This window comes from Vreelandella sp. V005, from assembly GCF_052645115.1.
The window spans coordinates 563,658-590,035 of the sequence record NZ_JBQXYA010000001.1 but is presented as its reverse complement, the minus strand read 5'-3'; the positions used below and the strand labels follow the sequence as shown (position 1 = coordinate 590,035).

Annotated in this window: 24 protein-coding genes; 11 read left to right on the top strand and 13 right to left on the bottom strand. The window is 56.4% G+C overall.

Annotation, left to right across the window (positions count from 1 at the left end):
* The first annotated feature begins 62 nt into the window (after nucleotides 1-62).
* A complete protein-coding gene (locus tag ACUN8H_RS02725; protein WP_445530631.1) occupies nucleotides 63-1,778 on the top strand; it encodes a DEAD/DEAH box helicase in 1,716 nt (571 codons plus the stop codon).
* Nucleotides 1,779-1,973: 195 nt separating this feature from the next.
* Complete coding sequence (gene nfi / locus ACUN8H_RS02720; RefSeq protein ID WP_445530630.1) at nucleotides 1,974-2,663, top strand: deoxyribonuclease V; 690 nt, start codon at nucleotides 1,974-1,976, stop codon at nucleotides 2,661-2,663.
* A 19-nt stretch (nucleotides 2,664-2,682) separates the two neighbouring features.
* Here the strand turns inward: nfi and ACUN8H_RS02715 are convergent, their stop codons facing one another.
* Nucleotides 2,683-3,399: a glutamine amidotransferase gene (locus ACUN8H_RS02715; RefSeq protein ID WP_445530629.1), complete on the bottom strand. Its 717-nt coding sequence runs from the start codon at nucleotides 3,397-3,399 to the stop codon at nucleotides 2,683-2,685.
* 137 nt (nucleotides 3,400-3,536) lie between these two features.
* Here ACUN8H_RS02715 and tpx point away from each other — a divergent pair, with 137 nt between their 5' ends.
* On the top strand, nucleotides 3,537-4,037 hold the full coding sequence (tpx, locus tag ACUN8H_RS02710) for a thiol peroxidase (RefSeq protein ID WP_445530628.1): 501 nt from the start codon (nucleotides 3,537-3,539) through the stop codon (nucleotides 4,035-4,037).
* Between the two features lie 72 nt (nucleotides 4,038-4,109).
* Here the strand turns inward: tpx and ACUN8H_RS02705 are convergent, their stop codons facing one another.
* Both ACUN8H_RS02705 and ACUN8H_RS02700 read right to left on the bottom strand, forming a co-directional pair.
* Complete coding sequence (locus tag ACUN8H_RS02705) at nucleotides 4,110-4,790, bottom strand: gamma-glutamyl-gamma-aminobutyrate hydrolase family protein (RefSeq protein WP_445530627.1); 681 nt, start codon at nucleotides 4,788-4,790, stop codon at nucleotides 4,110-4,112.
* Nucleotides 4,791-4,833: 43 nt separating this feature from the next.
* Complete coding sequence (locus ACUN8H_RS02700) at nucleotides 4,834-5,865, bottom strand: amidoligase family protein (protein ID WP_445530626.1); 1,032 nt, start codon at nucleotides 5,863-5,865, stop codon at nucleotides 4,834-4,836.
* A 131-nt stretch (nucleotides 5,866-5,996) separates the two neighbouring features.
* On the opposite strand from ACUN8H_RS02700, the gene ACUN8H_RS02695 reads away from it, so the two are divergent.
* Nucleotides 5,997-8,507 carry a mechanosensitive ion channel domain-containing protein gene (locus tag ACUN8H_RS02695; RefSeq protein WP_445530625.1) on the top strand — a complete coding sequence of 837 codons (2,511 nt, stop codon included), beginning with the start codon at nucleotides 5,997-5,999 and terminating at the stop codon, nucleotides 8,505-8,507.
* On the opposite strand, the gene ACUN8H_RS02690 is transcribed toward ACUN8H_RS02695, so the two are convergent.
* Both ACUN8H_RS02690 and ACUN8H_RS02685 read right to left on the bottom strand, forming a co-directional pair.
* Nucleotides 8,424-8,855 (bottom strand): hypothetical protein, encoded by a 432-nt coding sequence (locus ACUN8H_RS02690; RefSeq protein WP_445530624.1) that lies wholly within the window; start codon nucleotides 8,853-8,855, stop codon nucleotides 8,424-8,426. The genes ACUN8H_RS02695 and ACUN8H_RS02690 overlap by 84 nt on opposite strands.
* A 69-nt stretch (nucleotides 8,856-8,924) precedes the next feature.
* A complete protein-coding gene (locus ACUN8H_RS02685) occupies nucleotides 8,925-9,953 on the bottom strand; it encodes a DnaJ domain-containing protein (protein ID WP_445530623.1) in 1,029 nt (342 codons plus the stop codon).
* A 114-nt stretch (nucleotides 9,954-10,067) separates the two neighbouring features.
* On the opposite strand from ACUN8H_RS02685, the gene ACUN8H_RS02680 reads away from it, so the two are divergent.
* Complete coding sequence (locus tag ACUN8H_RS02680) at nucleotides 10,068-11,510, top strand: hypothetical protein (protein ID WP_445530622.1); 1,443 nt, start codon at nucleotides 10,068-10,070, stop codon at nucleotides 11,508-11,510.
* Nucleotides 11,511-11,696: 186 nt separating this feature from the next.
* On the opposite strand, the gene ACUN8H_RS02675 is transcribed toward ACUN8H_RS02680, so the two are convergent.
* From ACUN8H_RS02675 to ACUN8H_RS02640, 8 genes are all read right to left on the bottom strand, one after another.
* A complete protein-coding gene (locus ACUN8H_RS02675; RefSeq protein WP_445530621.1) occupies nucleotides 11,697-12,821 on the bottom strand; it encodes an aminotransferase class V-fold PLP-dependent enzyme in 1,125 nt (374 codons plus the stop codon).
* 135 nt (nucleotides 12,822-12,956) lie between these two features.
* Nucleotides 12,957-13,364 (bottom strand): cytidine deaminase, encoded by a 408-nt coding sequence (cdd, locus tag ACUN8H_RS02670; protein ID WP_445530620.1) that lies wholly within the window; start codon nucleotides 13,362-13,364, stop codon nucleotides 12,957-12,959.
* A 12-nt stretch (nucleotides 13,365-13,376) separates the two neighbouring features.
* Nucleotides 13,377-14,102, bottom strand: coding sequence for a purine-nucleoside phosphorylase (gene deoD / locus ACUN8H_RS02665; protein ID WP_298967901.1), 726 nt, complete (start codon nucleotides 14,100-14,102; stop codon nucleotides 13,377-13,379).
* A 29-nt stretch (nucleotides 14,103-14,131) separates the two neighbouring features.
* Nucleotides 14,132-15,376 (bottom strand): phosphopentomutase, encoded by a 1,245-nt coding sequence (locus ACUN8H_RS02660; protein ID WP_445530619.1) that lies wholly within the window; start codon nucleotides 15,374-15,376, stop codon nucleotides 14,132-14,134.
* Nucleotides 15,373-16,728: a thymidine phosphorylase gene (deoA, locus tag ACUN8H_RS02655; RefSeq protein WP_445530618.1), complete on the bottom strand. Its 1,356-nt coding sequence runs from the start codon at nucleotides 16,726-16,728 to the stop codon at nucleotides 15,373-15,375. Before deoA ends, ACUN8H_RS02660 begins: the two co-directional genes overlap by 4 nt.
* Complete coding sequence (gene deoC, locus ACUN8H_RS02650) at nucleotides 16,728-17,525, bottom strand: deoxyribose-phosphate aldolase (RefSeq protein ID WP_445530617.1); 798 nt, start codon at nucleotides 17,523-17,525, stop codon at nucleotides 16,728-16,730. The genes deoA and deoC overlap by 1 nt, the downstream gene beginning before the upstream one ends.
* A gap of 110 nt (nucleotides 17,526-17,635) precedes the next feature.
* A complete protein-coding gene (locus ACUN8H_RS02645) occupies nucleotides 17,636-18,919 on the bottom strand; it encodes a NupC/NupG family nucleoside CNT transporter (RefSeq protein WP_445530616.1) in 1,284 nt (427 codons plus the stop codon).
* A gap of 36 nt (nucleotides 18,920-18,955) precedes the next feature.
* On the bottom strand, nucleotides 18,956-19,801 hold the full coding sequence (locus ACUN8H_RS02640; RefSeq protein WP_445530615.1) for an outer membrane protein OmpK: 846 nt from the start codon (nucleotides 19,799-19,801) through the stop codon (nucleotides 18,956-18,958).
* Nucleotides 19,802-20,110: 309 nt separating this feature from the next.
* Between ACUN8H_RS02640 and ACUN8H_RS02635 the strand changes: the two genes are divergently transcribed.
* The 6 genes from ACUN8H_RS02635 to cyoE all read left to right on the top strand — a co-directional run bounded on the left by ACUN8H_RS02635 (nucleotide 20,111) and on the right by cyoE (nucleotide 26,149).
* Nucleotides 20,111-20,878, top strand: a complete 768-nt coding sequence (locus ACUN8H_RS02635) for a DeoR family transcriptional regulator (protein WP_445530614.1) — start codon at nucleotides 20,111-20,113, stop codon at nucleotides 20,876-20,878.
* A 358-nt stretch (nucleotides 20,879-21,236) separates the two neighbouring features.
* A complete protein-coding gene (cyoA, locus tag ACUN8H_RS02630; RefSeq protein ID WP_445530613.1) occupies nucleotides 21,237-22,280 on the top strand; it encodes a ubiquinol oxidase subunit II in 1,044 nt (347 codons plus the stop codon).
* 3 nt (nucleotides 22,281-22,283) lie between these two features.
* Nucleotides 22,284-24,326, top strand: a complete 2,043-nt coding sequence (gene cyoB, locus ACUN8H_RS02625) for a cytochrome o ubiquinol oxidase subunit I (RefSeq protein WP_445530612.1) — start codon at nucleotides 22,284-22,286, stop codon at nucleotides 24,324-24,326.
* Entirely contained in the window at nucleotides 24,326-24,937 is a 612-nt protein-coding gene (gene cyoC, locus ACUN8H_RS02620) for a cytochrome o ubiquinol oxidase subunit III (protein ID WP_445530611.1), read from the top strand. The genes cyoB and cyoC overlap by 1 nt, the downstream gene beginning before the upstream one ends.
* Before the next feature lies 1 nt (nucleotide 24,938).
* Nucleotides 24,939-25,268 carry a cytochrome o ubiquinol oxidase subunit IV gene (gene cyoD, locus ACUN8H_RS02615; protein WP_290696349.1) on the top strand — a complete coding sequence of 110 codons (330 nt, stop codon included), beginning with the start codon at nucleotides 24,939-24,941 and terminating at the stop codon, nucleotides 25,266-25,268.
* Entirely contained in the window at nucleotides 25,226-26,149 is a 924-nt protein-coding gene (gene cyoE, locus ACUN8H_RS02610; protein WP_445530610.1) for a heme o synthase, read from the top strand. Before cyoD ends, cyoE begins: the two co-directional genes overlap by 43 nt.
* Nucleotides 26,150-26,378 lie beyond the last annotated feature (229 nt).

Below are 26,378 nucleotides of genomic sequence, written 5' to 3'. Positions count from 1 at the left end.
CAGAGTCAGGGACGCTCATGATGTTTTTTGCCGGTACTTACCGGCCTACCAAGGTGTGATTAATGACCTCGACTTCTGTCGCCTCGCCGAGCTTCGGCGATCTTGCTCTTTTGCCTGCCGTTCTGTCTGCTGTTGAATCACAGGGCTACGTAACCCCTTCGCCGATTCAAGCGCAAACCATCCCTGCGCTGCTTGAAGGCCGCGATATGCTGGGCCAAGCTCAGACAGGTACCGGTAAAACAGCTGCGTTTGCACTGCCGTTACTGTCACGTTTAGAACTGACTCGCCGCGAACCGCAAGTGCTAGTAATGGCGCCTACTCGCGAGTTGGCTCAGCAAGTAGCTGCCTCGTTTAGTAAGTATGGCCAAAACCTCAAGGGTCTTGAAGTGGCTACCCTATGCGGTGGTCAAGAGTACCGCGAACAGCTGGGTGCCCTTAAGCGTGGCGCGCAGGTAGTAGTGGGTACACCAGGCCGTATTATCGACCACCTGGATCGCGGTAGCCTAAAGCTTGATGGCCTGTCCGCCCTGGTGCTGGACGAAGCTGATGAAATGCTGCGCATGGGCTTTATCGACGACGTAAAACGCGTGGTTGCCGATACCCCGAAAAATGCTCAGCGTGTGTTCTTCTCGGCAACGCTGCCCGCTGAAATCGAGCGCATCGTTAACCGCTATCTGGTTGACCCGGTGAAGGTGGCCATTGAGTCACGCACCACTACTGGCGAAAACATCGAACAGCGCATTGTGCGTGTTGATGGTGGCGCTAAGCTGGAAGCCGTGGCACGTATTCTTGAAGTCGAGCCGGTCGATGCCGCTATCGTCTTCGTACGTACCCGTGCTGCCTGCACCACGTTGGTCGAGCAGCTAACGGCCCGTGGTGTTAACGCGGCTGGCCTGTCAGGTGATCTTGACCAGAGCCTTCGTGAGCGCACCATTACCCGTTTGAAGCGCAGCAAGATTGACGTACTGATCGCGACCGATGTGGCGGCTCGTGGTCTAGACGTGCCGCGTATCACGCACGTTATCAACTACGATTTGCCTCAAGATGCGGAAGCTTACACGCACCGTATCGGTCGTACTGGCCGTGCGGGTCGTAGCGGTATTGCGATTACCTTTGCTGGTTTCCGTGAAGGCCGTAAAGTAGGTTGGATGGAGCAGGCAACCGGTCAGAAAATGACCGAAATGCCGTTGCCCGACGAGGCAGCCATTCGCGCCCATCGTGACGAAGTTTTCCATCAGCGCGTCATTGCTTCCTTGACCAAAGGGGCAGAAGAGCAGCGTGCCTTGATTGAGCGTCTGATCGAAGAAGGTCACGACCCCATCGAGCTAACCTGTGCGTTTGCTGCCATGGCACGAGCCGATGAAGCACCGATTGGTCGCCTGCAGGCGCCGCGCAAAGAGAAGCCCTCGCGTGATGGCGCTCCTGGCGGTAAACCGGGTGCCCGTCGTGAACGCACTAGCGGCCCGACCGAAGGCATGACGCGTTACCGCGTCTCCGTCGGACATAAAGATGGCGTGAAGCCCGGCCAGCTAGTGGGTGCGCTTGCCAATGAAGGCGGTATTGAAGGTGCGCGTATCGGTCGTATCGATATTCGCAATGCCTTCTCTGTCGTGGAACTGCCGAGCGGTTTGCCCTCGACGATTCTAGCCAAGATGGCGCGTGCCCGTGTGGCAGGTCGTCCGCTGGAAATCAGCGAAGACAGCGCACCGGCTGAGCGTGCACCACGCCGCCGTCGTGATGAAGGCGATGCGCCGGTTCGTCGTCGTGAACGCGCTTAAAGAGTAATCGACCGCCGCCCCGCGGCAGTTGAGCCACTCTCAATGCCCCCGCACCTGTTCAGGTGTGGGGGCGTTTTTTTTTGCTACCTTATGTTTTAGTAAACTTGTGGTTTAGCAAATTTATTGATTAGCAAACTTATGTATTAGAGAAGAGAAAGATAAGACCGCGTTTGTTGAATGTTCAAGGAGGATGACATGCCAGCACCGCTACACGAATGGAATCTAGCCCCCAAAGAAGCGAGGGCGTTACAAACACAATTGGCGCGGCAATTGGAAACCACTGACCGCGTGTCGTCGGTCAAGCATATCGCTGGCGTCGATATCGGCTTTGAAGACAGCGGCGAAACCACCCGGGCAGCCGTAGTGATGCTCAAGTGGGATCCGGAGACCGCGCCCAACTTAAGCGTGGTGGAGCAAGTGGTTCACCGCGAGCCGACGCGCATGCCTTACATACCCGGCTTGCTCTCGTTCCGTGAAATTCCCGCCGCACTGAAAGCGTTTGAAAAACTCAGTGTGATGCCCGAATTGGTCATGGTCGATGGGCAGGGGATTGCCCACCCGCGCCGATTAGGCGTAGCGGCCCACTTGGGGCTTTGGCTTGATTTGCCCACCATTGGCATCGCCAAATCCCGCCTGTATGGCAAATATACCGAGGTGGGCGAACAGCGAGGCGACTGGGTGCCGCTTTATGCGGGTAAAGAGAGAATTGGTGCTGTCTTGCGCTCCCGTGCCAAGGTTAAGCCGGTGTATGTATCGCCGGGGCATCGCATCACCCTGGAATCCTCGCTTGAGTGGGTAATGCGCTGTTTAGGGCGTACCAAGCTGCCTGAACCTACACGACTCGCTGATCGGTTAGCATCGCGGCGAGACCAGCACAAAAAGTAAATAATGGCGGGGCGAGCGGCTAAACAAAGCTTAAAAAGCGCTGCAGCAGGCTAGCCGCTTCGGGGGCATCAATTACCTCAGCCGAGAGGGTTTCAGGGTTCTCGCCCTGGTCGCGCAAGGCAGCACGTTGGCGCTCAATATAGGCGCGCATAACAGGGGCAGTGAACTCTGGGTGAAACTGGACGCTCCACTGGCGTGGGCCATAGCGCAGCGCTTGGTGGGCGTCGTGGCTATTGTGGGCAAGCACCGTACAGCCATGGGGCGCCTGCATGACCGACTGCGCATGGGAAAGGTGGGCGTTAAAGCGTTCTGGGAGTTGGCTGAATAGCGGGTCTTGTTGACCTGCCTGCGTGAGTCGTACCGGGTGAGTACCTGACTCCCGGCCAGCGGGGTGATAATCACTAACACCGCCGAAGGCAGCCGCCATTAGCTGGTGGCCGTAGCAAACGCCCAGCATTGGCGTGTCGTTGGCCAGGGCGCTTTGCAGCCAGGGTTTCAATGCTTCGCTCCAGGGCTCAGCATCGCTGACCATACTGTGCGAACCGGTGATCACAATGCCCGCCAAGGTATCGAGCGCTGGCGGGGTGGCGCTTTGTCGAGCGTCCCATATGGTCAACGCTAAATGATCGGGCAGAGCGGTGCTGAGCTGCTGTTCAAATAGCGCTTCAAAGTCACCGTGCTGCTCGGCAATTTCTGGATAGGCGTCACCGGTTTTAACGATCAAGACACAAGCCATATCACTCCCTCAGTGCATTGAAACGCAGTTATTGAACGAAGCGCTTTGCGGTGAGTCTGCAAAGGCGAGAAGATAGCCTATCATGGCTTATCAGATGGTTAGAACGCTTTCATTATTAACGACATAAGGAAACGACAATGCAACAAATTACCCGTGCAGGTGAACCGCTGGATGTCGCTGGTACGCTGCCTGGGAAAGGCCAGCCAGCGCCAGACATGACGCTGACCAACACCGACCTGCAAGACGTCACGTTAGCCACCTATGCTGGCAAACGTAAGGTGCTCAATATTATTCCCAGCGTGGATACGCCCACCTGTGCCATGTCAACGCGCCACTTCAATGCGTTGGCCTCGAAACTCGACGATACCGTGGTATTGGTCGTTTCAGCCGATTTGCCGTTTGCGGCCAAGCGCTTTTGCGGCGCGGAAGGATTGGACAATGTCGAGACGCTGTCGACCTTCCGGCATCCAGAGTTTCGTGAAGCCTGGGGTGTGGCGCTGAGCAATAACGCCATGGAGGGACTATGTGCCCGTGCAGTGGTCGTGCTGGATGCCGACAACCGTGTGCTACACAGTGAATTAGTGAGCGAGTTGAAAAACGAGCCCGACTACGACGCTGCTTTGGCGGCGCTAAACTAAATCACACTTCTATTGCTATATTATAACGACGCTATGGCGTGACTACTGCAGTGTGTTTGGCTGTGTGGTGGGTTAGCCACGCCGAGTTGCGTGGCGTTTTGACGCTCTCACCAGTGCGCGGATTAGGCGCTGTTGGGGGCGGTTAAAAATCAACCACTCGGGGTGCCACTGCACGCCAATCAAAAACTCATGCTCGCGTGATTCGATGCCCTGAACTAGGCCATCTCGGTCACGGGCCACGATCTCAATGCCCCTTCCAGCCCCATAAACGGCTTGGTGATGCAGGCTATTGACGCGGCACCACGTTACACCGAGTAAGCGGTGTAGTTTACTGGCGCCAACGATATCGACCGTTTTGCGGGGTAGTACAGTACGGCGCCGTTTCAAACCTTCATGAGTGGTATAAATGTCCGGATCCAGCGTGCCACCGAGATGGACGTTAATCAGTTGCGCGCCGCGGCAAATCCCCAGCACTGGCGTATGCAGGGGAATAAACCGTTCAAGCAGCGCAAGTTCCAGCTCATCCCTTGCCGGGTCTAGCCGCACATCCAGCTGTACTTCGCCGCCGTAAAGGTGGGCTTGGATATCGTCACCGCCGCCAATGATCAAGCCGTCAAGGTGCTCAGGCTGGGGCCGTGAAGGCGATAAGCGCAGCGGCTTGCCGCCGTGTCGCCAGACGGCAAACCAATCAAACCACCACGCTAAGTGGCTTTTTTGGTCAGAGGTGGTAATTCCGATAAGCGGCCGAGACATTCCGATGGTTTCTCACTGTGGCAATAAAAAAGTAGAAGCGGTATTAGTGTTTACGCCGCAGCCAGCGGCTTAGTTTCTGTGCAGAGCGGACGAGGTTTGCTTTTACCCGCACCAGCACCGGGCGATTATGCTCGGCAATATATTCAGCGCAGCGAGCGAGCAACACGTCGGCGTTAGCCGCTAATTTTTCGACTTCTACCCAGCGGTTCCACTCAATGGCTGAGCCCCAGCCTGGCTGGGAAAGCTGGGCGTTGGGCAAGCGGTAGTGAAACGTTGGACGCGGTTGCGTAAGCTGAGAATGTAACAGCTCATGGCCATGATCAGGGCGCAGATAGGCAAATAGTGGCAGCATATCCAGCTCGCGATTGCGTGTTGGGTTGTGGTGCAGGTAATCGTCAATCAATGTGTCCAGATCCGGCGAGTAGCGGCTATCGAGTACTTTTAGCGCGTAGGCTTTGTGAAATGGATTGGCATGGGGCAGCATCTCACGGGTAATATCGACCTTAATTTCATCGCGCAGCCACCCGGCCAGCAACAGGTATGCGCGCAGCATGGCGAGTATATAGTCGGCGTCATAGCGCTCGACTTCAGGGTTGAGATGCAGCCCAAAGCCATACATCAAACTTGCATCGGTTCCTTTGGCACCATGCGCCCGCAGCGTTTTAAACAGTGCATCAAGGTCTTCCAGCTCATTCCAGGGTACCGGTGGGCAAACAATTTCGGTAGGCACTAAACCCGTCACCATGTCACCAATCAGTTCGCGAGTTTTCTGGTGAAACTCAACCCGTCGCTGGTGCTGGTGACGCGACCACTCACTATCTTCCGCATGGGGGTCGTTGACGAGCGTTTTGTCAGGATGCGCATACTGGGTATCGAGTTCAATGCCAAACTTACCCCAGCGAGTGTTCTCTACTAGTAGCCGGTGAGGGCTTACCACGTTAAGCTCCCCGCCAAACAGATCACGAACAATCATCGCCGTGTCACGGGGTGGCAGACCAGCGAATTCGATTTCGACGCCAACCTGCCGGATATTCCCATGGCTGTTTAAGCGGTTAGGTGGAGCTTGTAGCGTCATCTCGGCATCCTTGAGGTGAACGTTTGAGCAGTCAGCCTATCATAGTCACGCGTTGAGGCTGAGTGCATTACGCCCATCGCGGTGACAGACGGTGAGCAGGCGCCATCAAAGCTAATTTTCAGGAGTAAGGCGTGCGACAGCACTGGTTAATCAATTCGCTAATAGGCGTCGTGTTTTGGGCATTGGCGAGCCTCGCCTTGACGGGTGTAGTGACGAGCATGGCCATCACTCAAGCCCAGGCGCAAACGGTTTCGCTACCGGGGTTGGGTGATGGCAGCGAGGAGGAAACCGCCGATATTAGTGGCGAAGAGTTCCAGGCCTCGTTGAGTGACGTGATCACCCTGCTTGAAAACGAGGAGCGCCGCACAGAACTACTGACGTCACTACGCGAGCTGCAGGTGACCACCGATGCCGCTACTGAAGATGAAGGCGTGGTGCGCCAGGGGCTGCTGGGTGCTCTAGCCGACACCTTGAGTGACCTCGGCGACCAGGCCCAGGCTGGCGACTCGCCGGTTGATCAATGGTCGCGTCAATTGGTGCAGGGGGCGGAAGATTTACGCGCCATAAACGACGATGCCGACCAAGGTGAGGCCCTTCGTGCGGCCGCAGAAGGGGCCGTTCTGGCGCTGATTTGGATCGTACTGTTGGTGGTCATGATTGCCTTTGGGCGCATGGTGGCTACCCGTCGTGAATGGCCGCTGGATCTGCCCCGGGATCCCAAAGCCTGGCTAATGGCGGTGCACTTTTTGCGCCGTATGCTGCCCTGGGCGTTGGCCTTTGCCATTACGTTGGGGGTTGGCCAAGCGCTGCCGGATAGCCCTGGGCGTACGCTGGTGCTGGTGGTGGCCTATATATGCCTGTGTGGGCGGGCGCTTTCAGTCGTGTTCGAAACCGTGATTGCGTTCTTTAGCCGCGGGCATCGCTTTACCGCGGTGCAACTGCTTCAGCAGCATGCCCTGCGCGGCATGTTTGTGATTGGGGCGTTGATTGCGCTGGGCGATGCGGCCAACTCGACTCGCCTGGTGGAAATGCTGGGAAGTGAGCTATCGAGCCTGGTCTCGGTGCTCTCCAATATGCTGGCAGCGCTGCTTTCTGCCCGGTTTATCATTAAATTCAAACGCCCCGTGCGCCATTTGATTTGCAACCGGCCGTTCAAGCAGCGCCGTGATGCGAGCACCGCCGTTGAAATGATCCGCTCGCTGGGTGGCCTATGGCACATTCCTGCGCTGCTGCTGGTCAGTGGTTCGCTGCTGGCGATTTTTATTACCGTTGGCGATGTCGGCACTGCCCTTGCGCGCTCAATCATATCCGCCAGCCTGTTGGTACTCACACTGGTGGTGACTGGCCTGCTACGCCGCCAGGCGGAGCGTCTGGGCCGACGCCGCCATCGTCACCGTCAGAGCCAATATCGCAAACGCCTGGAGCGTTTTGGTTTCGTCCTCGCCCATATCTTCGCCTGGATGGTGTTTGCTGAACTCTCGATGCAGGTGTGGGGCAGTTCGTTCTTTGGCCTGGGGCAGCAAGCGGTTGCCAGTGCCCGCATTGGGCAAGCGCTCGTCAGTCTCGGCGCGACCGTTCTGCTGGCGTGGTTGGTGTGGATCTTTGCCGATACGGCTATCCAGCGTGCATTGATGTCATCAGCGCGTTCGCGGGGGCGGCGAGTCAACCAAGCGCGGGCGCAAACCATTACGCCGATGATTCGCAATGTCATCTTCGTGACTATTTTAATCATTGCCGTTATCGCCGGGCTGGCCAACCTAGGGGTAAACGTAACGCCGCTGTTAGCCGGTGCCGGTGTGATTGGTCTGGCGATTGGTTTCGGTGCCCAAACGCTCGTGCAGGATTTAATTACCGGCATCTTTATTTTGATCGAGGACTCGCTGGCGGTCGATGACTTCGTGCAGATCAATAACCATATGGGCACCGTTGAGGGTCTGACACTGCGCACCGTAAGGCTTCGCGATCTGGATGGGATCGTTCACATCATCACGTTTAGCCGCATCGAATCGATTCATAACATGTCGCGTCAGTTCGGTATTGCGCTGATGCGTATCCTTATTCCGTTCGGCATGAAAATCGACGATGCGATTACCTTGATGCAAGAGACCGCCCAGGAGCTGCGTCGTGACCCCATGATGCGCCACTACATCTGGTCGCCGCTGGAAATGCAGGGGGTTCAGGGGTTTGAAGATGGTTGCCCGATCCTGCGTATGCGTTTTCGCACCGCGCCCGAAATGCAGTGGGATGTATCTAGGGCGTTTAATCTATTGCTCAAGCAGCGTATGGAAGAGCAGGAAATCGACCTGGGCGTGCCGCGCCTCAGCATCAGTATGGAGTCGCGCTCGGAAGATCGTATGGAGGCTACCGCAGGGTCGTCTTTCTCGCTTGACGATGATGCGCCCACCAGCGACCAGGGGACTTCAGACGCTGAGCAAGAATCGGACACAGAAGATCACAAGCGACCCGCGCCGCCAAAGCCAGCGCCACGCCCGACCAAAGCAGAAATTCGTCGCGATGATCAGGCACGCAAGCATGATCAGCCGGCTAATCGAGCTGCGTCACATCGGCAACAGTCCCCAGCACAAGGCAAGCCCCAGGCCGGCACCTATGCCAGCACCGGCGGCGAACACGGCGATGAGTAACCACGGCGCGCGTAAGCGCCGCCACCGGTTATATAGAGAGACCGCATGACTCACCCGGTCAACCATTTCGTCATGGCGCGAGATGGCATGATCGGGCGGCAATGAAAAGTCGTTGGCCACATCGCCTTGCCAGTGGGCGCCGTGGCTGAGCCCCAGGCGTGCGCGCAGCCTGCCAATATCGCTTACGGTGTCGTGCAGCGTGTCGTAGGCTTCGCGGCGCGCGGCAACGGCAAATACTGCCTCGGCGTCTTGGCGCAGGGCGCTATGCTGGCAGCTAGCCACAGCGTGCTGGATCTCTTGGTCGTCAGCCTCGGGGGGAATCGCGAGGCGCTGGTACAAATCGCGCATAGGGGGCTATCGTTTCTCTTATAGCTTGATTCTCGCAGGCCAGCGCAAAGTGTTTAGCATTGCATGACCTCAGTAAGTTTGCATTAAGTAATCGTAGGCGTTTTTGATACGTTGAAAACGTGCGGACGCCAGTGCGACCTGATGCTCGCTTTCGGAGTAGAAGCGGTCTGGATGGTGTAGTTGCGCCATTCGCCGATAGGCATGGCGAACCTCCACACGGCTTGCACCGGGGGTAAGCCCAAGCACTGAAAGTGCCCGTGCGGTGCGGTCAGGGGGCGGGGGAGCGGTGCGCTGCTGGCGTGAATCATGGCTGCGCCGCTCATGCTGATACGAGCCTTGCCGTTGGGAGCGCTGCTTTGCCTGTTCGGCTTGCTCGCGTTGGCGTTGGCGCGCTTGTTCCTGCTGGCGCGCCTGTTCTTGCTGGTGCTGCTGGTCGCGCTCCTTCGATTGGCGGGCCTCCTCTTGGCGTCGCTGCTTCTCTTGCTGTTTTTCCTGCTGTTTTTGTTGTTTCTGCTGGTGGCGCTGCTCTTTTTGCTGCTGTTGCTGTTCGGCCCGTGCATGGGCCTCTCGATGCCGCTGCTCGGCCGCCGCCGCTTCGCGTGCTTTGCGGGCGTGGTAATCTGGGTCGTGGGTTTGCCAGTAGGCATCACGACTCGGGTCTTCGGGGGTACTTAGCGGCGTCCCTGTCAGCTCCTTAAATAGGGTGTTTAAGGTCATCGGGGCAACGGTGAGCAAGTCAGCTAAAAAGCGCAAAATATAATGGTTGGCCAACGACAACTCACCATCATCGGTGGCCACGGTAATCGCTTGGTGAATAACGCTTAAACTTCGTTCAGTACCACACTCTTTGCGTACCACCTCGGCGGCTAACTGGATCGCTTGCAGGTCCTGGCTATGGGCAATACTCATCACTGGGGCCAGTTCATGGCCATGGCGAAACTGTGCCGTCACCTGGGCTAGGCGCCGCCGTCGCTGGCCTTCAGACACGTGTTGGCGGTGCACCAGCACCCAAGCCAACAGTAGCAGGGTTGCCGTATCCACTTGGCTGCGGCTCTTTAATAACAGCAGCTCAAAGGGTGAAAAACGGGCAATGGGCATTTCCTAGCTCCACAGATGAAGAGGTGAACAGCGGGCAGTGATTGAGTGCAGTACCCTGATCATTTAAGCCATGGTATATCATCACGTTAGGCAAAGGAGTAGGAGATTGGTGAGTTGATCAACGTTGAGCGTAAAAACAGCTTTCAGCTGCGTCTTACTCGGCGGCTCAAGGAAGAGACATCGCATAACCTCGACGTCTACCTTTTTGTACCTGGCGAGCTGGGGTTAAGTACTCAGCTTATCTCAGAGGAGGCTTTTTATCATGCCGCCATCCATGTATCGCGCACTTATTACAGCGACGAGTACCTGCTGCCACTCGTGCATAGCCGGTTGGCCAGCCGTAACCGGCTGGGCAGCGACTCCTATCGGTTGAGTTTGAGCCTTTACGCCTATCAATACGTGGAAGCGATGGAGCGCACTACCCAAGCAATGTTAGTGACCGCCAATAAACTGCGTCATGCACGCCAAGATCAACGCGAAGAGAGCAGTGAGGTACAAGAGAGTGCCACAGCCTTAAGTGATCAATTGCATGAAATGATCGACTTGAGCGACGGTATTCTCAAGCGGCTGCGGCGTAATCAGCCGGATGATGAAAGTTTCAAAAAGTACTTTGCCAACATTGATAACTACCTCTCCTGGTTTACCGAGCAGCAGTTGTTGGCGCTGGTAGCGCACATGCCTCGCGGCGGCGAGTTTACCGATATTCGCCGGCGCTTTATCAGCGTGTGCCATCGTGAGAGCGAGCACCGCCGCGACCAGCAGTACAACGCTGAGCGGGTAATGGCGGACCCGACGCGTATGTCGAACAAAATGCGCCTGCTGCGGCGCTTGATCGAGCACCCGATTACGCTGAAGCAAGAAGCATTAGAGCTCGGCAGCGGTGAGCAGAAGGCGGTCAAAGCCCTAGCCACGGCAGTAGTGATGGGGTTCGTGACGCTAGGGGTGCTGCAGTTACGTAGCGCGCTTGGGGATCTTTCTGCGCTATTCGTCTTAGCCATGGCGCTGCTCTATGCCATGCGTGAGGTGTTTAAAGATGATTTGCGCAACACGCTTTGGCGTTGGCTGCGCAAAGGCCGTCCCAAGTGGCGCCGCCAATATTTAGACCCCACGCGCAATGCCGTGGTGGGCCGCCAGTTAGAGTGGTTCGACTACAAACGCTTTACGTCACTGGGAGATGACATTCAACAGCTGCGGCGACGCAAAGTGGCTCAGCGGGAAGAGGTGGTGCTGCACTACCGATCAAGCTCACGTATGTCGCCCACCCGCTTTTTAAGCGGCTACGAACATACTCGCGAAACGCTCAACGTGGATATTTCCATGCTGACGCGGCTAATGAGTAAAGGCAAACATCACATCTATCGTCTTAAAGATGGGCAGGCGGTGCGCGAAGGTGTCGAGCGTCGTCACCTGTTCAATCTAATCATTCGTGAAACAGGAAGCGAAGACACACCCTACCTAGCCCGCTGGAAAGTCGTGGTGAGTCGCTCCGGCATTGTGGATGTCGAAAAAGTGGAGGAGAGCAGCGCTGTTGATGCGAACAAACCAGTCGGTAAGTAAGCATAAAGCTGCGCTAGATCAGCATAAGCTCAGTGTGCTTGATTAAACGGCCAGCATCGACAAATTTTCAGGCGCAATGAAGGATGTCACAGGGCGCAGGGTATAAAGAATGCTATTACAGGTCTTAACAAAGCCCGCTCTTTAAACGAGCGGGCTTGCTTTTTTACACCGCTTTTTCCTACCGCCTTATACGACTGCTTTGATTGCCTGTTCCAGGCTATCCACGCTGCGCTCTGTGTGGTGCAGTTTATCTAAACCGAACAGGCCAATGCGGAAAGTTTGGAAGTTATCACCTTCATCGCACATCAGCGGTACGCCGCCGGCTACCTGCACCCCCGCCTGGGCAAGTTTACCTACCAGGCCGCTATCGTCGCTGTAGCAGACCACCACACCCGGTGCCTCAAAGCCTTCCGCCGCCACGCTGACAAAACCGTAGCGCTTGAGCATGGCACGGACTTCACGGCCAATGGCTTGCTGCTCCTCTTTCACCTTGGCAAAGCCGTAAGCGCGGGTTTCCTGCATGATATCGCGCAGCTGTCGTAAGGCGTCCGTGGGCATGGTGGCGTGATAAGCGTGCCCGCCATTTTCATAAGCCTGCATGATGCTATGCCACTTGCCTAAATCGCAGGCAAAGCTGTTGCTCTGAGTCTCGCTCAATCGCTGCGCGGCCCGCTCTGACAGCATGACCATGGCGCAGCAGGGCGAGCCGCTCCAGCCTTTTTGCGGCGCACTTACCACTACGTCAATACCCAGCTTCTGCATATCCACCCACAGGGTGCCCGCGGCAATGGCGTCCAGCACCAATAAGCCGTCTACTTCGTGGGTGGCCTCGGCGAGTGCTTGAATATACGCATCCGGTAGCAGTAAGCCTGCAGAGGTCTCTACCTGTGGGGCGAATACGACCGCAGGCTTTTCGCGGCGAATCTGTGCAACGGCTTCATCAATAGGAACCGGCTGAAAAGGTGAGCGCGGGTCCTCGGCATTCAGACGCCGCGCTTTGAGTACTGCGTGCTGGTCGGTTAAACGGCCCATCTCGATAATCTGTGTCCAACGATAGCTGAACCAGCCGTTGCGGATCACCAGGGTTTTCTGATCGACGGCAAACTGACGCGCCACCGCTTCCATGCCAAAGGTGCCACTGCCGGGAACGATGACGGCTGAGTGAGCGTGATAGACCTCTTTCAGCGTGGCCGATATATCGCGCATCACCGATTGAAACTGCTGTGACATATGGTTCAGCGAGCGGTCCGTGTAAACCACTGAGTATTCAAGCAAGCCGTCGGGGTCGATGTTGGGCAGTAAACCAGCCATGGCGTTCTCCAAATGGGGGCTGTGTGCTTATCGGCACACTTCATCAAAGGCATACAGTGGCTATTAAGAGTACGAGCAATAAATGCACAAAACCAGCCCGCGTGGGGGCTGGTTTTGATTGCCGAAGGGACTGGCTTAACGCGGCGGCAACTGCTCTGGCCCAAAGGCGTCAGGCAGCAGTGTTTCCATGGTGTAGGTTTTCATCAATTCCCCACTGCCGGAAAGTACCTTGATTTGGGTTTCTGGCGTGGCGAATTCACGAATCCGCTGGCGACAGTCGCCGCAGGGCGTGCAGAGATGGTCCCCCGGGCCCATGACATAAACGGTCGCCAGTTGGCGCTGCCCGGCGGTGATCATGGCGGAAATGGCCGAGGCTTCGGCGCATAGGCCTTTGTAGTGCGCCACTTCCACGTTGGTACCCGCAAACTGCTGACCATCGGGGGTGACCATGACTGACGCCACCGGATGCGCGGAGTAGGGCACATAGGCATTGGCTCGCGCGCTCAACAGCTTTTGAACGATCTCTTCTGATACTTGCGTCATGCTTCCTGTCTCCTAGGCGCGGGCAGCGTCGTCGCGAAGCACGGTGTCGAGTGCAATCAGCATCATGTCGTCGAAGGTGGTTTGGCGATCGGCACTGGAGAGCGAGTCGCCTTTCAGGATGTGATCCGACACGGTACAGATGGTCATGGCGCGGGCGCCAAACTCGGCGGCGACGCCGTAAAGGCCTGCGGCTTCCATCTCGACGCCAACAATGCCGTAGCGCTTGAGCATTTCAGCCATGTCGGTTTGCGGGTTGTAGAACAAATCCGCTGAGAAGATGTTACCCACTTTGACCGGCACGTTTTTGGCCTTGGCGGCGGCAACGGCGTGCTGGGTCAGTTCAAAATCCGCAATCGCAGCGAAGTCGTGGTCGTTAAAGCGCATGCGATTGACCTTGGAGTCGGTGCTGGCGCCCATGCCGATCACCACATCGCGCACGTTGACGTCGTCGCGTACCGCACCGCAGGAGCCCACCCGAATCAGCGATTTAACGCCGTAGTCGGTGATCAGCTCTTTGGCATAGATGGAGACCGACGGAATGCCCATGCCGTGGCCCATCACGGAAATCTCGCGGCCTTTGTAGGTGCCGGTATAGCCGAACATATTGCGCACATCGTTGACCTGACGCACGTTCTCCAGGTAGGTATCGGCGATGTATTTGGCGCGCAGCGGGTCGCCGGGCATCAGGACAGTATCAGCGAAATCACCGGGGGCAGCGTTAATATGCGGGGTTGCCATCAAAGGTCTCCTTTAAGCGGCGCTAGCCTTTATGAAGCGTTAGGTAGAAAGCTTTTGCCATCGGCCATGGCCGGCAGCAGGAAAAAGTCAGCCAGGGTTTGGCCAATATCGGCAAAGGTGCCGCGCTCGCCCAGCGGGCCGGGGGTAAAGCCGGGGCCGTGTACCAGAACGGGGATATACTCGCGGGTGTGCTCGGTGCCGTGCCAGCTGGGGTCGCAGCCGTGATCGGCGGTGAGAATCAGCAGGTCATCGTCGCTTAGCGCCGCCAGGAGATTAGGCAGCTTGGCGTCGAAATCTTCTAGCGCGGCGGCATAGCCTGGCACATCCCGGCGGTGGCCATAGACTGAGTCAAAATCGACAAAGTTGGTCATGATCATGGCGCGCTCGCCTTCGTCGCGTTGGCTGGTGCGCTTGATCTCGTTGAGCGTCGCGTCCATCAGCGCGTCGTGACCGCTGGCTTTTACCTTATGAGTAATGCCGCAGTGGGCGTAGATATCGGCAATTTTACCAATCGAGACCACTTCGCCGCCGGCATCATCGAGCTTTTGCAGCACGGTAGGCGAGGGCGGCTCAACGCTGTAGTCGCGGCGGTTACCGGTGCGTGCGAAGGTGTTGCTGTCTTCGCCGATAAACGGGCGCGCAATCACGCGGCCGATGTTGTAAGGCTCCAGCAGCTCGCGGACGGTTTCACACAGTTTATAGAGCCGCTCCAGGCCAAAGTACTCTTCATGGGCGGCGATCTGAAATACCGAATCCGCCGAGGTATAAACGATGGGTTTGCCGGTGGCTATATGCTCTTCACCCAGGCGAGCGATGATCTCGGTGCCGGAAGCGTGGCAGTTGCCAATCACACCGGTGAGGTCGGCTTCCTGGACGATGGCATCGAGCAGCTCAAGGGGGAAACTGTCGGTTTTATCCAGAAAGTAGCCCCAATCAAAGCGGACCGGGACACCAGCGATTTCCCAGTGGCCGGAGGGGGTGTCTTTGCCGCTGGAAATCTCTTTGGCGTGGGCGTAAGCGCCTTCCAAACTTTCCGGTAGCGTGACACCTTCGGCCACATTGCCCGTGGCATCGCGGTGGGCGTGAAACAGCCCCAGCTTGGCCATGTTGGGCAGCTTGAGCGGGCCGGAACGGTTGGCGTTATCCGCTTCGCCGCGGGCGCAGGCGGCGGCGATATGGCCCAGAGTATCCGCACCCTCGTCACCGAAGGTGGCGGCGTCCGGGGCGGCGCCAATCCCAAACGAATCGAGTACCAATAAAATCGCGCGGCTCATGAGGCTTCTCCACGGAAAGTGTCTTGTAGCAACGTATCGGCGCTGACCGCACCTTCGCCAATCGTAAACGCCGCGCGTAGCTGCTGGGCGGCGCGCTCGGCAGCGGCTTCGCTGCGGGCGTGCACCATGGCGATGGGCCGCTGGCTGTCCACGCTCTCGCCGATCTCGACGATGTCGGTAAAGCCGACGCTGTGATCGACGCTGGCGTCGTTACGCAGGCGACCACCGCCCAGTTCCACCACGCTCATGCCTACGGCGCGGGTATCGATGCGCTTTACGATCCCCGATTGCTCGGCATAAACCGGTTTGATTACCTCGGCCTTTGCCAGGTAGTGCTCTGAGCGCTCCATAAAGTCGCTGGGGCCACCCAGTTCGCGCACCATACGAGCGAACACCTCAGCAGCAGCGCCGGAGGTTAGCGTCTTTTCCAATTTAGTCAGCGCTTCTTCACGCGAGCCTGCGAGCTTACCTGCGATCAGCATCTCGACAGCCAGTTCGCGGGTGACTTGCATCACGCGACTGGTGGGCCGGTCGCCGCGCAGCAGGGCCAGCGTCTCGACGATTTCAACGGCGTTACCAGCGCAGGGCGCTAGTGGCTGGCTCATGTCGGTGAGCAGCGCCGTGGTGGGTGTGCCCGCTTGGGTGGCCACATTGGCGATGCTTTTAGCCAGCTCGCGGGATTTTTCAGGGGTAGGCATAAAGGCACCGCTGCCGACTTTAACGTCCATCACCAGCGCATCCAGGCCGGAGGCCAGCTTCTTGCCCAGGATGGAGGCGGTAATCAGCGGAATCGATTCTACGGTAGCGGTCACATCGCGAACGCCGTAGATACGCTTGTCAGCAGGTGCCAAATCACCGGTCTGGCCAATAATGGCCACGCCGGTGGATTTCACCACCTCGCGGAAACGCTCTGGGGCGGGGTAAGGGTCGTAGCCGGGAATCGATTCGAGCTTGTCCAGCGTGCCGCCAGTGTGGCCCAAGCCGCGCCCGGAGATCATGGGTACAAAAGCGCCGCAGGCGGCCACCCAGGGGCCGAGCACGAGCGAGACCAAATCACCGACGCCGCCGGTGGAGTGCTTATCCACAATTGGGCCGGGCAGATTAAGGTCGCTCCACTGCATCACGTGGCCGGAGTCTCGTGTAGCGGTGGTCAGCGCAACCACTTCTTCACGGCTCATGCCATTGAGGAACACCGCCATGGTGAAGGCGCCAATCTGAGCGTCGCTGATGCGGTCATCGGCAATGCCTTGCACAAAGCCTTTGATCTCATCGAAAGGCAGCGGCTGGTTATCACGCTTAAGGCGAATCAGCTCCTGGGGGAGCAAGGCGTGATGGGTTGTGTTGGCAGACATTAATAACCTCCTTGGCCTTGGGGTGCCGCGTTGGTGTTGCCGCTCAGCGTCGCCAGTAGGTTGCCCAATAGGCTGGAAGCGCCAAAGCGGAAGTGCGCAGGCGTCACCCAGCCTGGGCCCATAATCTCGTTGGCCAGGGCTAGGTATTCTGCCGCGTCCTCGGCGGTTTTGACGCCCCCCGCCGCTTTAAAGCCAACGTCTTTGCCGCTGGCTTTGATGGCTGTGAGCATAATCTCAGCGGTTTCAAGCGTAGCGTTAACGGCTACTTTGCCGGTCGACGTTTTAATGAAATCAGCGCCGCCCTCAATGGCGAGTTCGCTGGCGCGTTTGATCAGCGCAGGCTCTTTGAGTTCGCCGGATTCAATAATCACTTTGAGCAGTGCTTGGCCAGCGCAGGCGGCTTTGCACATCTCAACGAGCTCAATACCAGTCTCTTCATCGCCCGCCATCAGGGCGCGGTAGGGGAACACAACATCGACTTCATGGGCACCGGAGGCAACGGCATCACGCGTTTCGCGGGCGGCGCCCATAATGTCGCCGCCGCCATTGGGGAAATTGGTAACGGTGGCGATCTTCACTTGGTCATTGAGGGTATGAGCGGTTAATGCGCGCTGGGCAGTGACAATGAACTGGGGGAAGACACACACCGCAGCAGGCGTGCCAAAGGGCGTTTTCACTTGCTGGCAGAGTGCTTCAATGGTGCTGTCGGTGTCGCTATCGTTCAGACTCGTCAGGTCCATGAGGGTAAGTGCTTGGCGGGCGGCTTGGACAATATGGGGAGAGGCTGTCGCAGTCATGGAATTCTCACAAATCAGTAAAAGATAAAAACGGGCACTGCGGATAAAACCGCAGCGCCCGATACGTTAAGTAGCTGTCATTGCGCTAATCATGCAAGCAGTGGCAAGCGCTATACAGACGCGCCACTCAGCGCAATAAAGAAGCCAGCGATAGAGGCCGACATCAAGTTGGATAGTGTACCGGCCAAGACGGCTTTAACACCAAAGCGGGCAATCTCTTTACGACGCGTCGGTGCAATGCTGCCCAAACCACCTAGCAAAATCGCAATGGAGGAGAGGTTAGCAAAGCCACACAGTGCGAAAGAGAGAATCGCCATGGTGTGCGGTGTCATCATCTGACCCGTCGCCGCTACTACCTGTTCCCCATCGATGTAAGGCGCTAGATTGATATAGGCGACAAATTCGTTGACGACCAGTTTTTGGCCGATGAACGAGCCTGCCAGCGTGGCTTCTTCCCACGGCACACCCAACAGGAACGCTAGTGGGGCGAACAGCCAGCCGAGGATTAGCTCCAGGCTCAGTGATTCAAAGCCTACCCAGCCACCAACACCACCGAGAATGCCATTGATCAACGCGATCAAGCCAATGAACGCGAGCAGCATCGCGCCCACGTTAGCGGCCAGCATCAAGCCTGAGGTAGCGCCGGAGGCGGCAGCGTCCAGCACGTTGGCGGGCTTGTCTTCCTGGGCGTCAATCTCTTCTTCTACCTTGGAAACGCTGTCGCTATCGGCCACATCTTGGGTTTCCGGCATGATCAGCTTGGCAAACAGTAGCCCGCCCGGCGCCGCCATGAAGGAAGCTGCCACCAGATACTCCATAGGAATACCCAGCGCTGCATAACCCGCCAATACTGAACCCGCCACCGATGCCAAGCCACCGCACATCACGGCAAACAGCTGCGAAGGCGTCATACGGGCGATAAACGGACGCACCACCAGCGGCGCCTCGGTTTGGCCGACGAAGATATTCGCCGTGGCGGAAAGCGATTCAGTCCGTGAGGTGCCCAGGGCTTTTTGCAGTGCGCCACCCAAAATACGGATGACCCACTGCATAATGCCGATGTAGTAGAGCACGGCGATCAGTGAGGAGAAGAAAATAATCACCGGCAGCACTTTGATGGCAAACACAAAGCCGACGTTTTCAACGTCTGCTAACCCACCAAACAGAAAGCCGATGCCGTCGTTGGCGTAGACCAAAATCTGGCTAACGCCCGAGGAGATGGCTTGCAGCACCGCCTGACCGAAAGGCACATAGAGTACAAACGCACCGATACCCGCTTGAATAGCAAAGGCGCCCAGCACGGTACGTAGCCGAATAGACTTACGGTCATAAGAGAATATCAAGGCAATGGCCACCAGCGTGACCATACCTACCAAGCTCATAAGGAGTGTCATAGGGGGATCCTTCGAGTCTGCGGGGATTAACCGCTTTTATAGTAAGTTGAGCTTGACGGAGTAAATCATCGCATTCTGATAATTGTTGGGGGTGCCCAGCTTATTGTCAGAGTAGCGATACTGAACGCCGGTGGTGATCAAGTCGCTTGGATGCCACCACAGGCTAAGTGCACCGTTGGTGCCCACACTGCCTGCTTTTTCGCCCACATAGTTCTGTTCCAGGTACTCATCGTCACGGCCAAAGGTCTGCTCGTGCCAGTTGGTAACGCTGAAGTTTTGGTTGAGCGCAGCGAAATCATAACCCGCGACCCAGCCGGCCATATAGCCGTTCATACCGCTATAGCTGTTACTTTGCACCCGCGCGGCACCAATAAACGGTTTGAACCATAGGCCGTTATCGAAGGTAGTGCGGTAGCCTAAGCCTAGAATCTGGTCCTGCTCGCGGCTTTCAAAACCGTAATCACGGAAGTCGTAAAGGTGCGCATAGATCGACAGCGGGCTATCGCCCAGATAGATGTGCGAGGTTATTTTACCCGCGGTACGGAAGTTGTCTTGACCGCCGCTCGATTCATCGAATTGATCGTTGGTGGGGTTCTCGAAATCAAAGAAACCGTAAAATTCGCCCCAGCTAAAGCCAGCGCCGCCTTCAATTTCGAGAAACATAAAGTCGCTTTTCGCCGCGTTAGAGGCGGTGCGTGCTTCGGTGCCGTTCGACCAATCGAGATAGTTGACCGAGACATTGGCAAACGACCACAGCCGGTCAAGTGGATGAGGCTGAGCGTCATCTGCCAATGCGGGAGTGACGAGGGCGGTACTTGTCAGTAAAGCGCCAGCACTAAGGGTGACAAGCGATGAAGAGCGAATGTGTTTTCGAGCAGTCATGAGAGCCTCAACAGGGTCGTTGCGGAGCCATTTGAGAGTGGCTAACCGGGTTTTTTGTCGTGCGGGCTGGCGTTAATGTTAAAATTATAACATTCAGTGTTATTTTTCTAACGTTGATTTGCAAGAGTTGTCACATCAACGCTATTTAAATGTCATATGGCTATCGTATGCATCATGAATCACGTTAATGGTCGTTGTCGCAGTGGAAATTCCGCCGCTGCTCGCTCAGCATAGAAACAAAAAGGCGGCAACCTACAGGCTGACGTTACGTTTATCAAGATAAGAGGGGTTGATAAGGAGATGCCCACCATGAATGGCCGCAGCGCTCAGCGTCTCGCCAAACTTCAGGAAGCCCTAGCCAGTGGCGGCACGCTTCATCTGCGCGATGCAGCAGAACTGTGTGATGTGTCGGAAATGACCATCCGCCGCGACCTGACCACCCAGCCCACCGCAATGAGTTTGTTGGGTGGGCGCCTAGTGATGGCGAATTATCCTGGGGTAACGCCGATTTACGATTTGACTGAGCAGCAGGCGAGCCACTACCAAGCGAAATACCGCCTCTGTCAGCGAGTGCTTGCCTTTATTGAAGAGGGCGATACGCTCTTTATCGACTGTGGTTCGACCCTGATTCCCTTGTTGAGCCAGTTAAGTCATTTTCGTGAGCTGACGGTCGTCACTTATGCGCTCAACGTTGCCAACGCGGTGGCTGCCCTGCCCAACGTGCGGTTAGTATTGCTGGGCGGTCTTTTTTACGCAGCGTCTCAATCATTTGGAAGCGATAACATGGCAGCCGGTATCGAGCGGTTAGGCATCAATAAAGCGCTGATCTCGGCAGCAGGCGTAGATTTAGAGCGCGGCGTTAGCTGTTTCCATTTCCATGAAGTGGCCCCCAAACAAGCCGCGATCGCCACGGCCATGCAACGGTTACTGGTGGTCGATGCCAGCAAGTTTGGCGTGGTGCGGCCAGCGTACTTTGCCGCACTGGATGATTTTGATGTGGTCGTTACCGACGAGGAGGGCGCGCCCCAACTGCTAAACGGTCACAGCCCTGATTTACCCACGGTGTCCGTGGCCTAACCGTTCTGTTTTTGCCTTTAGGCGCTTGCCTGCACTCCCACTCCCAGGTTGCCAATGCCTTGGGTGCGGCAATGCGCCACTTCTTTCGTGATCTAGATCAATAGAAAATACTTTCGTCTTACTTGCTTGCGCTTTTAAGGCTTAGGCACGCAAGATTTGCCGCTATTCCCAATCGGCGGCGCATATTTTTCCCGGAACAGTGGCGCTCAGCGCACCATGCATATGTTTGTGAGGGTGCTCCAACGAGCATGTTTTGGGAAGAGTATGGGGTGGTAGTTAGCCTGCTATTTATCATGATCGCAGGGCTGGCTAGCGTGTTTCAAACCCTAACTTTTAACACCTTGGACGAGATCACACCATGCAACGACGCTCACTATGGCGCAGGCGAGGCACGTTAGTGCTCCTTGCGCTGTGCCTGTTTCTAGCAGGCTGTAGTTCAGCGCTATTAGACCCCAAAGGGCAGGTTGGCGCAGAGCAGAGGACGCTGATTCTGACCTCTTTTGGTCTGATGTTGATTGTAGTTATTCCTGTTATTGCGATGACGCTGCTGTTTGGCTGGCGTTATCGGCGAAGTAATAGCGGGGCTAAGTACCTTCCCGATTGGGCGCACTCCAACGCGATTGAAGCGGTGATCTGGATCGTGCCTTGCGCGATTATCGCGGTGCTTGCGCTGTTGACCTGGAAAACATCGCATAGCCTGGACCCGCACAAGCCGTTGGAAAGCGACGTGGCGCCGATGGAGATTCAGGCCGTCGCGCTGGATTGGAAATGGCTGTTTATCTATCCCGAGCAGGGCGTGGCCAGCGTTAATGAAGTGGCCTTCCCGGTCAATACCCCGGTGCGCTTTCGGGTCAGCTCTGGCTCGGTGATGAACGCCTTTTTCATTCCCCATTTGGGTAGCCAGATCTACGCGATGGCGGGGATGGATAACGATGTCCATCTTATCGCTGAGGAAATAGGTAACTACCCAGGTCGCTCCACCAACTACAGTGGCGCGGGGTTCTCGGGCATGACGTTTGAAGCCAAGGTGACCACCCCCGGCGAGTTTGATGACTGGGTTGAAAACGTGCGCGATGCCTCTGAAACGCTGACCTACCCGGAAGGCTACGAAGCCCTGGCGGAGCCTAGCGAATCACATCCGGTGGAGTATTTCTCGGCCATCTCGCCAGCGCTGTACGAAAGCATTTTGACAAGCTTTCACACCGGCGGGGAGCACGATATGGGCGGCGATCACTCGATGGGCAGCGATCATCAGTTGAGCAGCGACCATGCTGATTCTTCTGATGGCGATAACGCACCTAACACCCATCAAGCGGCCGACTCTGGCCACGACACCAACAACCATGCTAGTCAGGATCATGCCATGCGCAGCCATCCCACTAGCGTTGAAGCAGGGGGTTAAGCCGTGTTTGGAAAACTCAGTTTAGAATCCATTCCCTACCATGAACCGATCATCATGGTCGTCGCGGCCTTTATGGCCATTGGGGGAATTGCGCTGTTAGGCGCGTTAACGTACTACCGCAAGTGGGGCTGGCTGTGGAACGAGTGGTTTACCTCCGTTGACCACAAAAAGCTCGGTATCATGTACTTTATCGTTGCGCTGGTGATGCTGCTACGCGGCTTCTCGGATGCAATTATGATGCGTACCCAACAGGCCATGGCCGCCGGGGGCGCTGCGGGTTATTTACCGCCCGAACACTACGATCAGATCTTCACCGCCCACGGCGTGATCATGATCTTCTTTGTCGCCATGCCCATGGTCATCGGCTTGATGAACTTGGTGGTGCCGCTGCAAATTGGTGCCCGCGACGTCGCTTTTCCCTTCCTGAATAACTTGAGTTTCTGGCTATTTGCCGTCGCCGCGATCTTGGTCAATATCTCACTGGTGGTGGGGGAGTTCGCCAAAACCGGCTGGCTGGCTTATGCGCCTTTATCGGGGATCGAGTTCAGTCCCGGGGTGGGGGTCGATTATTGGATATGGGCGTTACAAATATCCGGGATAGGGACGACGCTCACCGGTATCAACTTCTTCGTGACGATTCTGAAGATGCGCACCAAAGGCATGACCATGTTCCGCATGCCGATCTTCACCTGGACATCGCTGTGCGCCAACGTGTTGATCATCGCCTCGTTCCCGATTCTGACGGCGACGATTGCGCTGCTAACGCTGGATCGTTACTTCGGCATGCACTTCTTTACCAATGATTTTGGCGGCAACATGATGATGTACGTCAACCTCATCTGGGCGTGGGGCCATCCGGAAGTTTATATCCTGATTCTGCCCGCCTTCGGCGTGTTCTCGGAAGTTATTTCGACGTTTGCCCGTAAGCGGCTGTTTGGTTACATGACCATGGTATGGGCGACGATTGCGATCACCCTACTGTCGTTTATCGTCTGGCTGCACCACTTCTTCACCATGGGGGCGGGTGCCAACGTTAATGCCTTCTTTGGCATTATGACGATGATTATCGCCATTCCCACCGGGGTGAAAGTCTTCAACTGGCTGTTCACGATGTTCCGCGGCAGTTTGGAACTGACGTCGCCGGTACTCTGGACCCTGGGTTTTATTATCACCTTTACGCTGGGCGGTATGACCGGTGTGATGCTGGCCGTGCCAGCCGCTAACTTTGTGCTGCATAACAGCCTGTTTGTTATCGCTCACTTCCACAACGTCATTATCGGCGGTGTCGTGTTCGGCATGATGGCGGGCCTTACCTTCTGGTTCCCCAAAGCGTTTGGCTTCACGCTGAGCGAAAAATGGGGCAAGCGTTCGTTCTGGTGCTGGTTCATTGGCTTCTATGTCGCCTTTATGCCGCTGTACGTGTTGGCCTTCTTTGGTGCCGTGCGCCGTATGCAGTCCTACGCGAACCCTGAATGGCAGCCGTGGATGATTCTGGCCTGGGTAGGCGCGGTGATCATCATGATGGGTATCGCCTGCACCGTCATCCAGTTCTGGGTGAGCATCCGCGACCGCAAGCTGAACGCTGATGTGACCGGTGACCCGTGGGATGGCCGTACCTTGGAGTGGTCAACTTCTTCGCCCGCGCCGTTCTACAACTTCGCGCGCTTGCCGGAAGTGGGTGACATCGACAGCTTCTGGTCGCAAAAAGAGCGCAGTAACGAGGAGCTGGAAGAAGCGCCTTACACCGATATTCATATGCCGCGCAACACCGTTGCTGGCCCTGTCATCAGTCTGTTTGCGCTGGTCATCGGTTTTGCCTTGGTATGGCATATCTGGTGGCTGGCAGGGGTAGGCGCCATCGGTGTCTTTGTCAGCTTTATGGCGCGGGTCTTTAACGACGATATCGACTACTACGTCTCCGCTGAAGAAGTAGAGCGCATCGAGCGCGCGCACCAGAAGCGCGTTAAAAACTCCGATCCCTACAAGCCGTCTGCCGAAGTTGAAGGACGCAAAGGTAAGCAACGCTACGTGGAGGTGAATGCGTAATGGCAACGGATACGTTACATCACGAAGGATCGGTCGTGCATCATGAGCATCACGATGCAACGGGCACCAAGCTGTTTGGTTTTTGGGTCTACTTAATGAGCGATTTGGTGATCTTCGGGTCACTCTTCGCCACCTACGCCGTGTTGATGAAAGGCACGGCAGCTGGACCCACCGCGGCTGAGATCTTTGAACTGCCGTTTGTACTGGTCGAGACGTTCCTGCTGCTGTTCAGTAGCTTTACTTTTGGCATGGGCGTGCTGGCGATGAATGCCGAACGCCTGAGTCAGGTGAAAGCATGGCTGGGTATTACGTTCTTGCTGGGCGCGGCGTTCGTGGGCATGGAAATCTACGAATTCCAGCACCTGATTCATGAAGGGTATGGCCCCGATAAAAGCGCCTTTTTGTCATCGTTCTTTACCCTGGTGGGCACCCACGGCCTGCACGTTACCTTTGGTTTGATCTGGATTTTGGTCATGCTGATTCAGCTCTCAACCAAAGGCTTGAACGACATGACCCGGCCAAGGATTTTGTGCCTCAGTCTGTTCTGGCACTTCCTTGATATCGTCTGGATCTGTGTCTTCTCCTTCGTTTACCTGATGGGAGTGCTGTGAGATGAGTCATTCTCCGACTAACCCCACTAATAACCATGGCAGCGTAAAGTCGTATGTGACAGGACTGGTATTGTCGCTGATACTGACCATTATCCCCTTTGGGGTGGTGATGAGTGGCACGCTTAGCGTACTCACGACTGTCATCGTGGTGGCCGTGACCGCCGTGTTGCAGATATTGGTGCAACTGGTCATGTTCATGCATATGAATACCAAAGCCGACGAAGGCTGGAACGTGATGTCCTTCGTCTTCACACTGACGATTCTCGTCTTAGTGGTAGGAGGCTCGCTGTGGATCATGCAGCATCTGCATCTCAACATGATGATCGGCTGATCACGGCACCTAGCCGTTGGCGGGATCTGCTCGAACTGACCAAACCCGGCATTATCGGGGGTAACCTGATTGCCACCTTGGGCGGCTATTTTCTCGCCGCGCAGGGCCAGTTTGAGTGGCTCAGCTTTGTCTCGGTCATGGTGGGTATTGCATTAATCATCGCGTCGGGCTGTGCGTGTAACAATGTCATCGACCGCGATATTGATGCACTGATGGCGCGTACGCGCCATCGCCCACTGGTAAGAGGTAGCATCTCCATCACCCAGGCATTGGGCGTTTCGGCGCTGCTGGGTGTGTCGGGGGTGGTGTGCCTGGCGCTGGGCACTAACGGATTGACCGTAGCCTTGGCGGTGATTGGCTGGGGCGTTTATGTGGGGATTTATAGCCTCTACATGAAGCGCCGCTCCGAATACGGCACCTTGGTCGGCAGCCTTTCTGGCGCAATGCCGCCAGTGGTGGGGTACTGCGCCGTCACGGGGCAGTTCGACAGTGGCGCTATCATGCTGCTGGTGATCTTCTGCCTGTGGCAAATGCCGCACTCTTATGCCATCGCAATTTTCCGCTATGCCGATTATCGCCGCGCATCGATCCCGGTACTGCCGGTGGTGCGTGGGGTCAAAATGGCCAAGCACCATATCCTGGGCTATATCGTGGCCTTTATTCCTGCCTCACTGGCGCTGGGATTGGCTAGCCAAGCGGGGGCCGGGTATCTCTGCGTGGCGCTGACCATGGGTGGCTACTGGCTCTACTTGGCACTGCGCGGCTATCGGTTAGACGATGATGTCCGCTGGGCCAAGAAAGTGTTCGGGGTCTCTATTTTGACCATCACCGCGATGAGCTTAGTCATGGTGCTGGAAGCGATGGTGCCCATGCTGGTGTAATCTAACAGCATTAGTTGCCCGACGTACTACCACAACGCCCCGAGCGGTCATCTGCTCGGGGCGTTTTGTTGCTTTTAAACCACCAGATCAGGATAAGGGAAGAAAAGCCTTATACTTTCGTATAAAATGCTGCGATGCGAAAAGTAGTGCACCATTTTCGTTAGCCTGCTTTTCAACGCCGGATATGCTTCACTGTCCCTGGTTTGCCCCCTTGGTTCTCTTTTCCCAT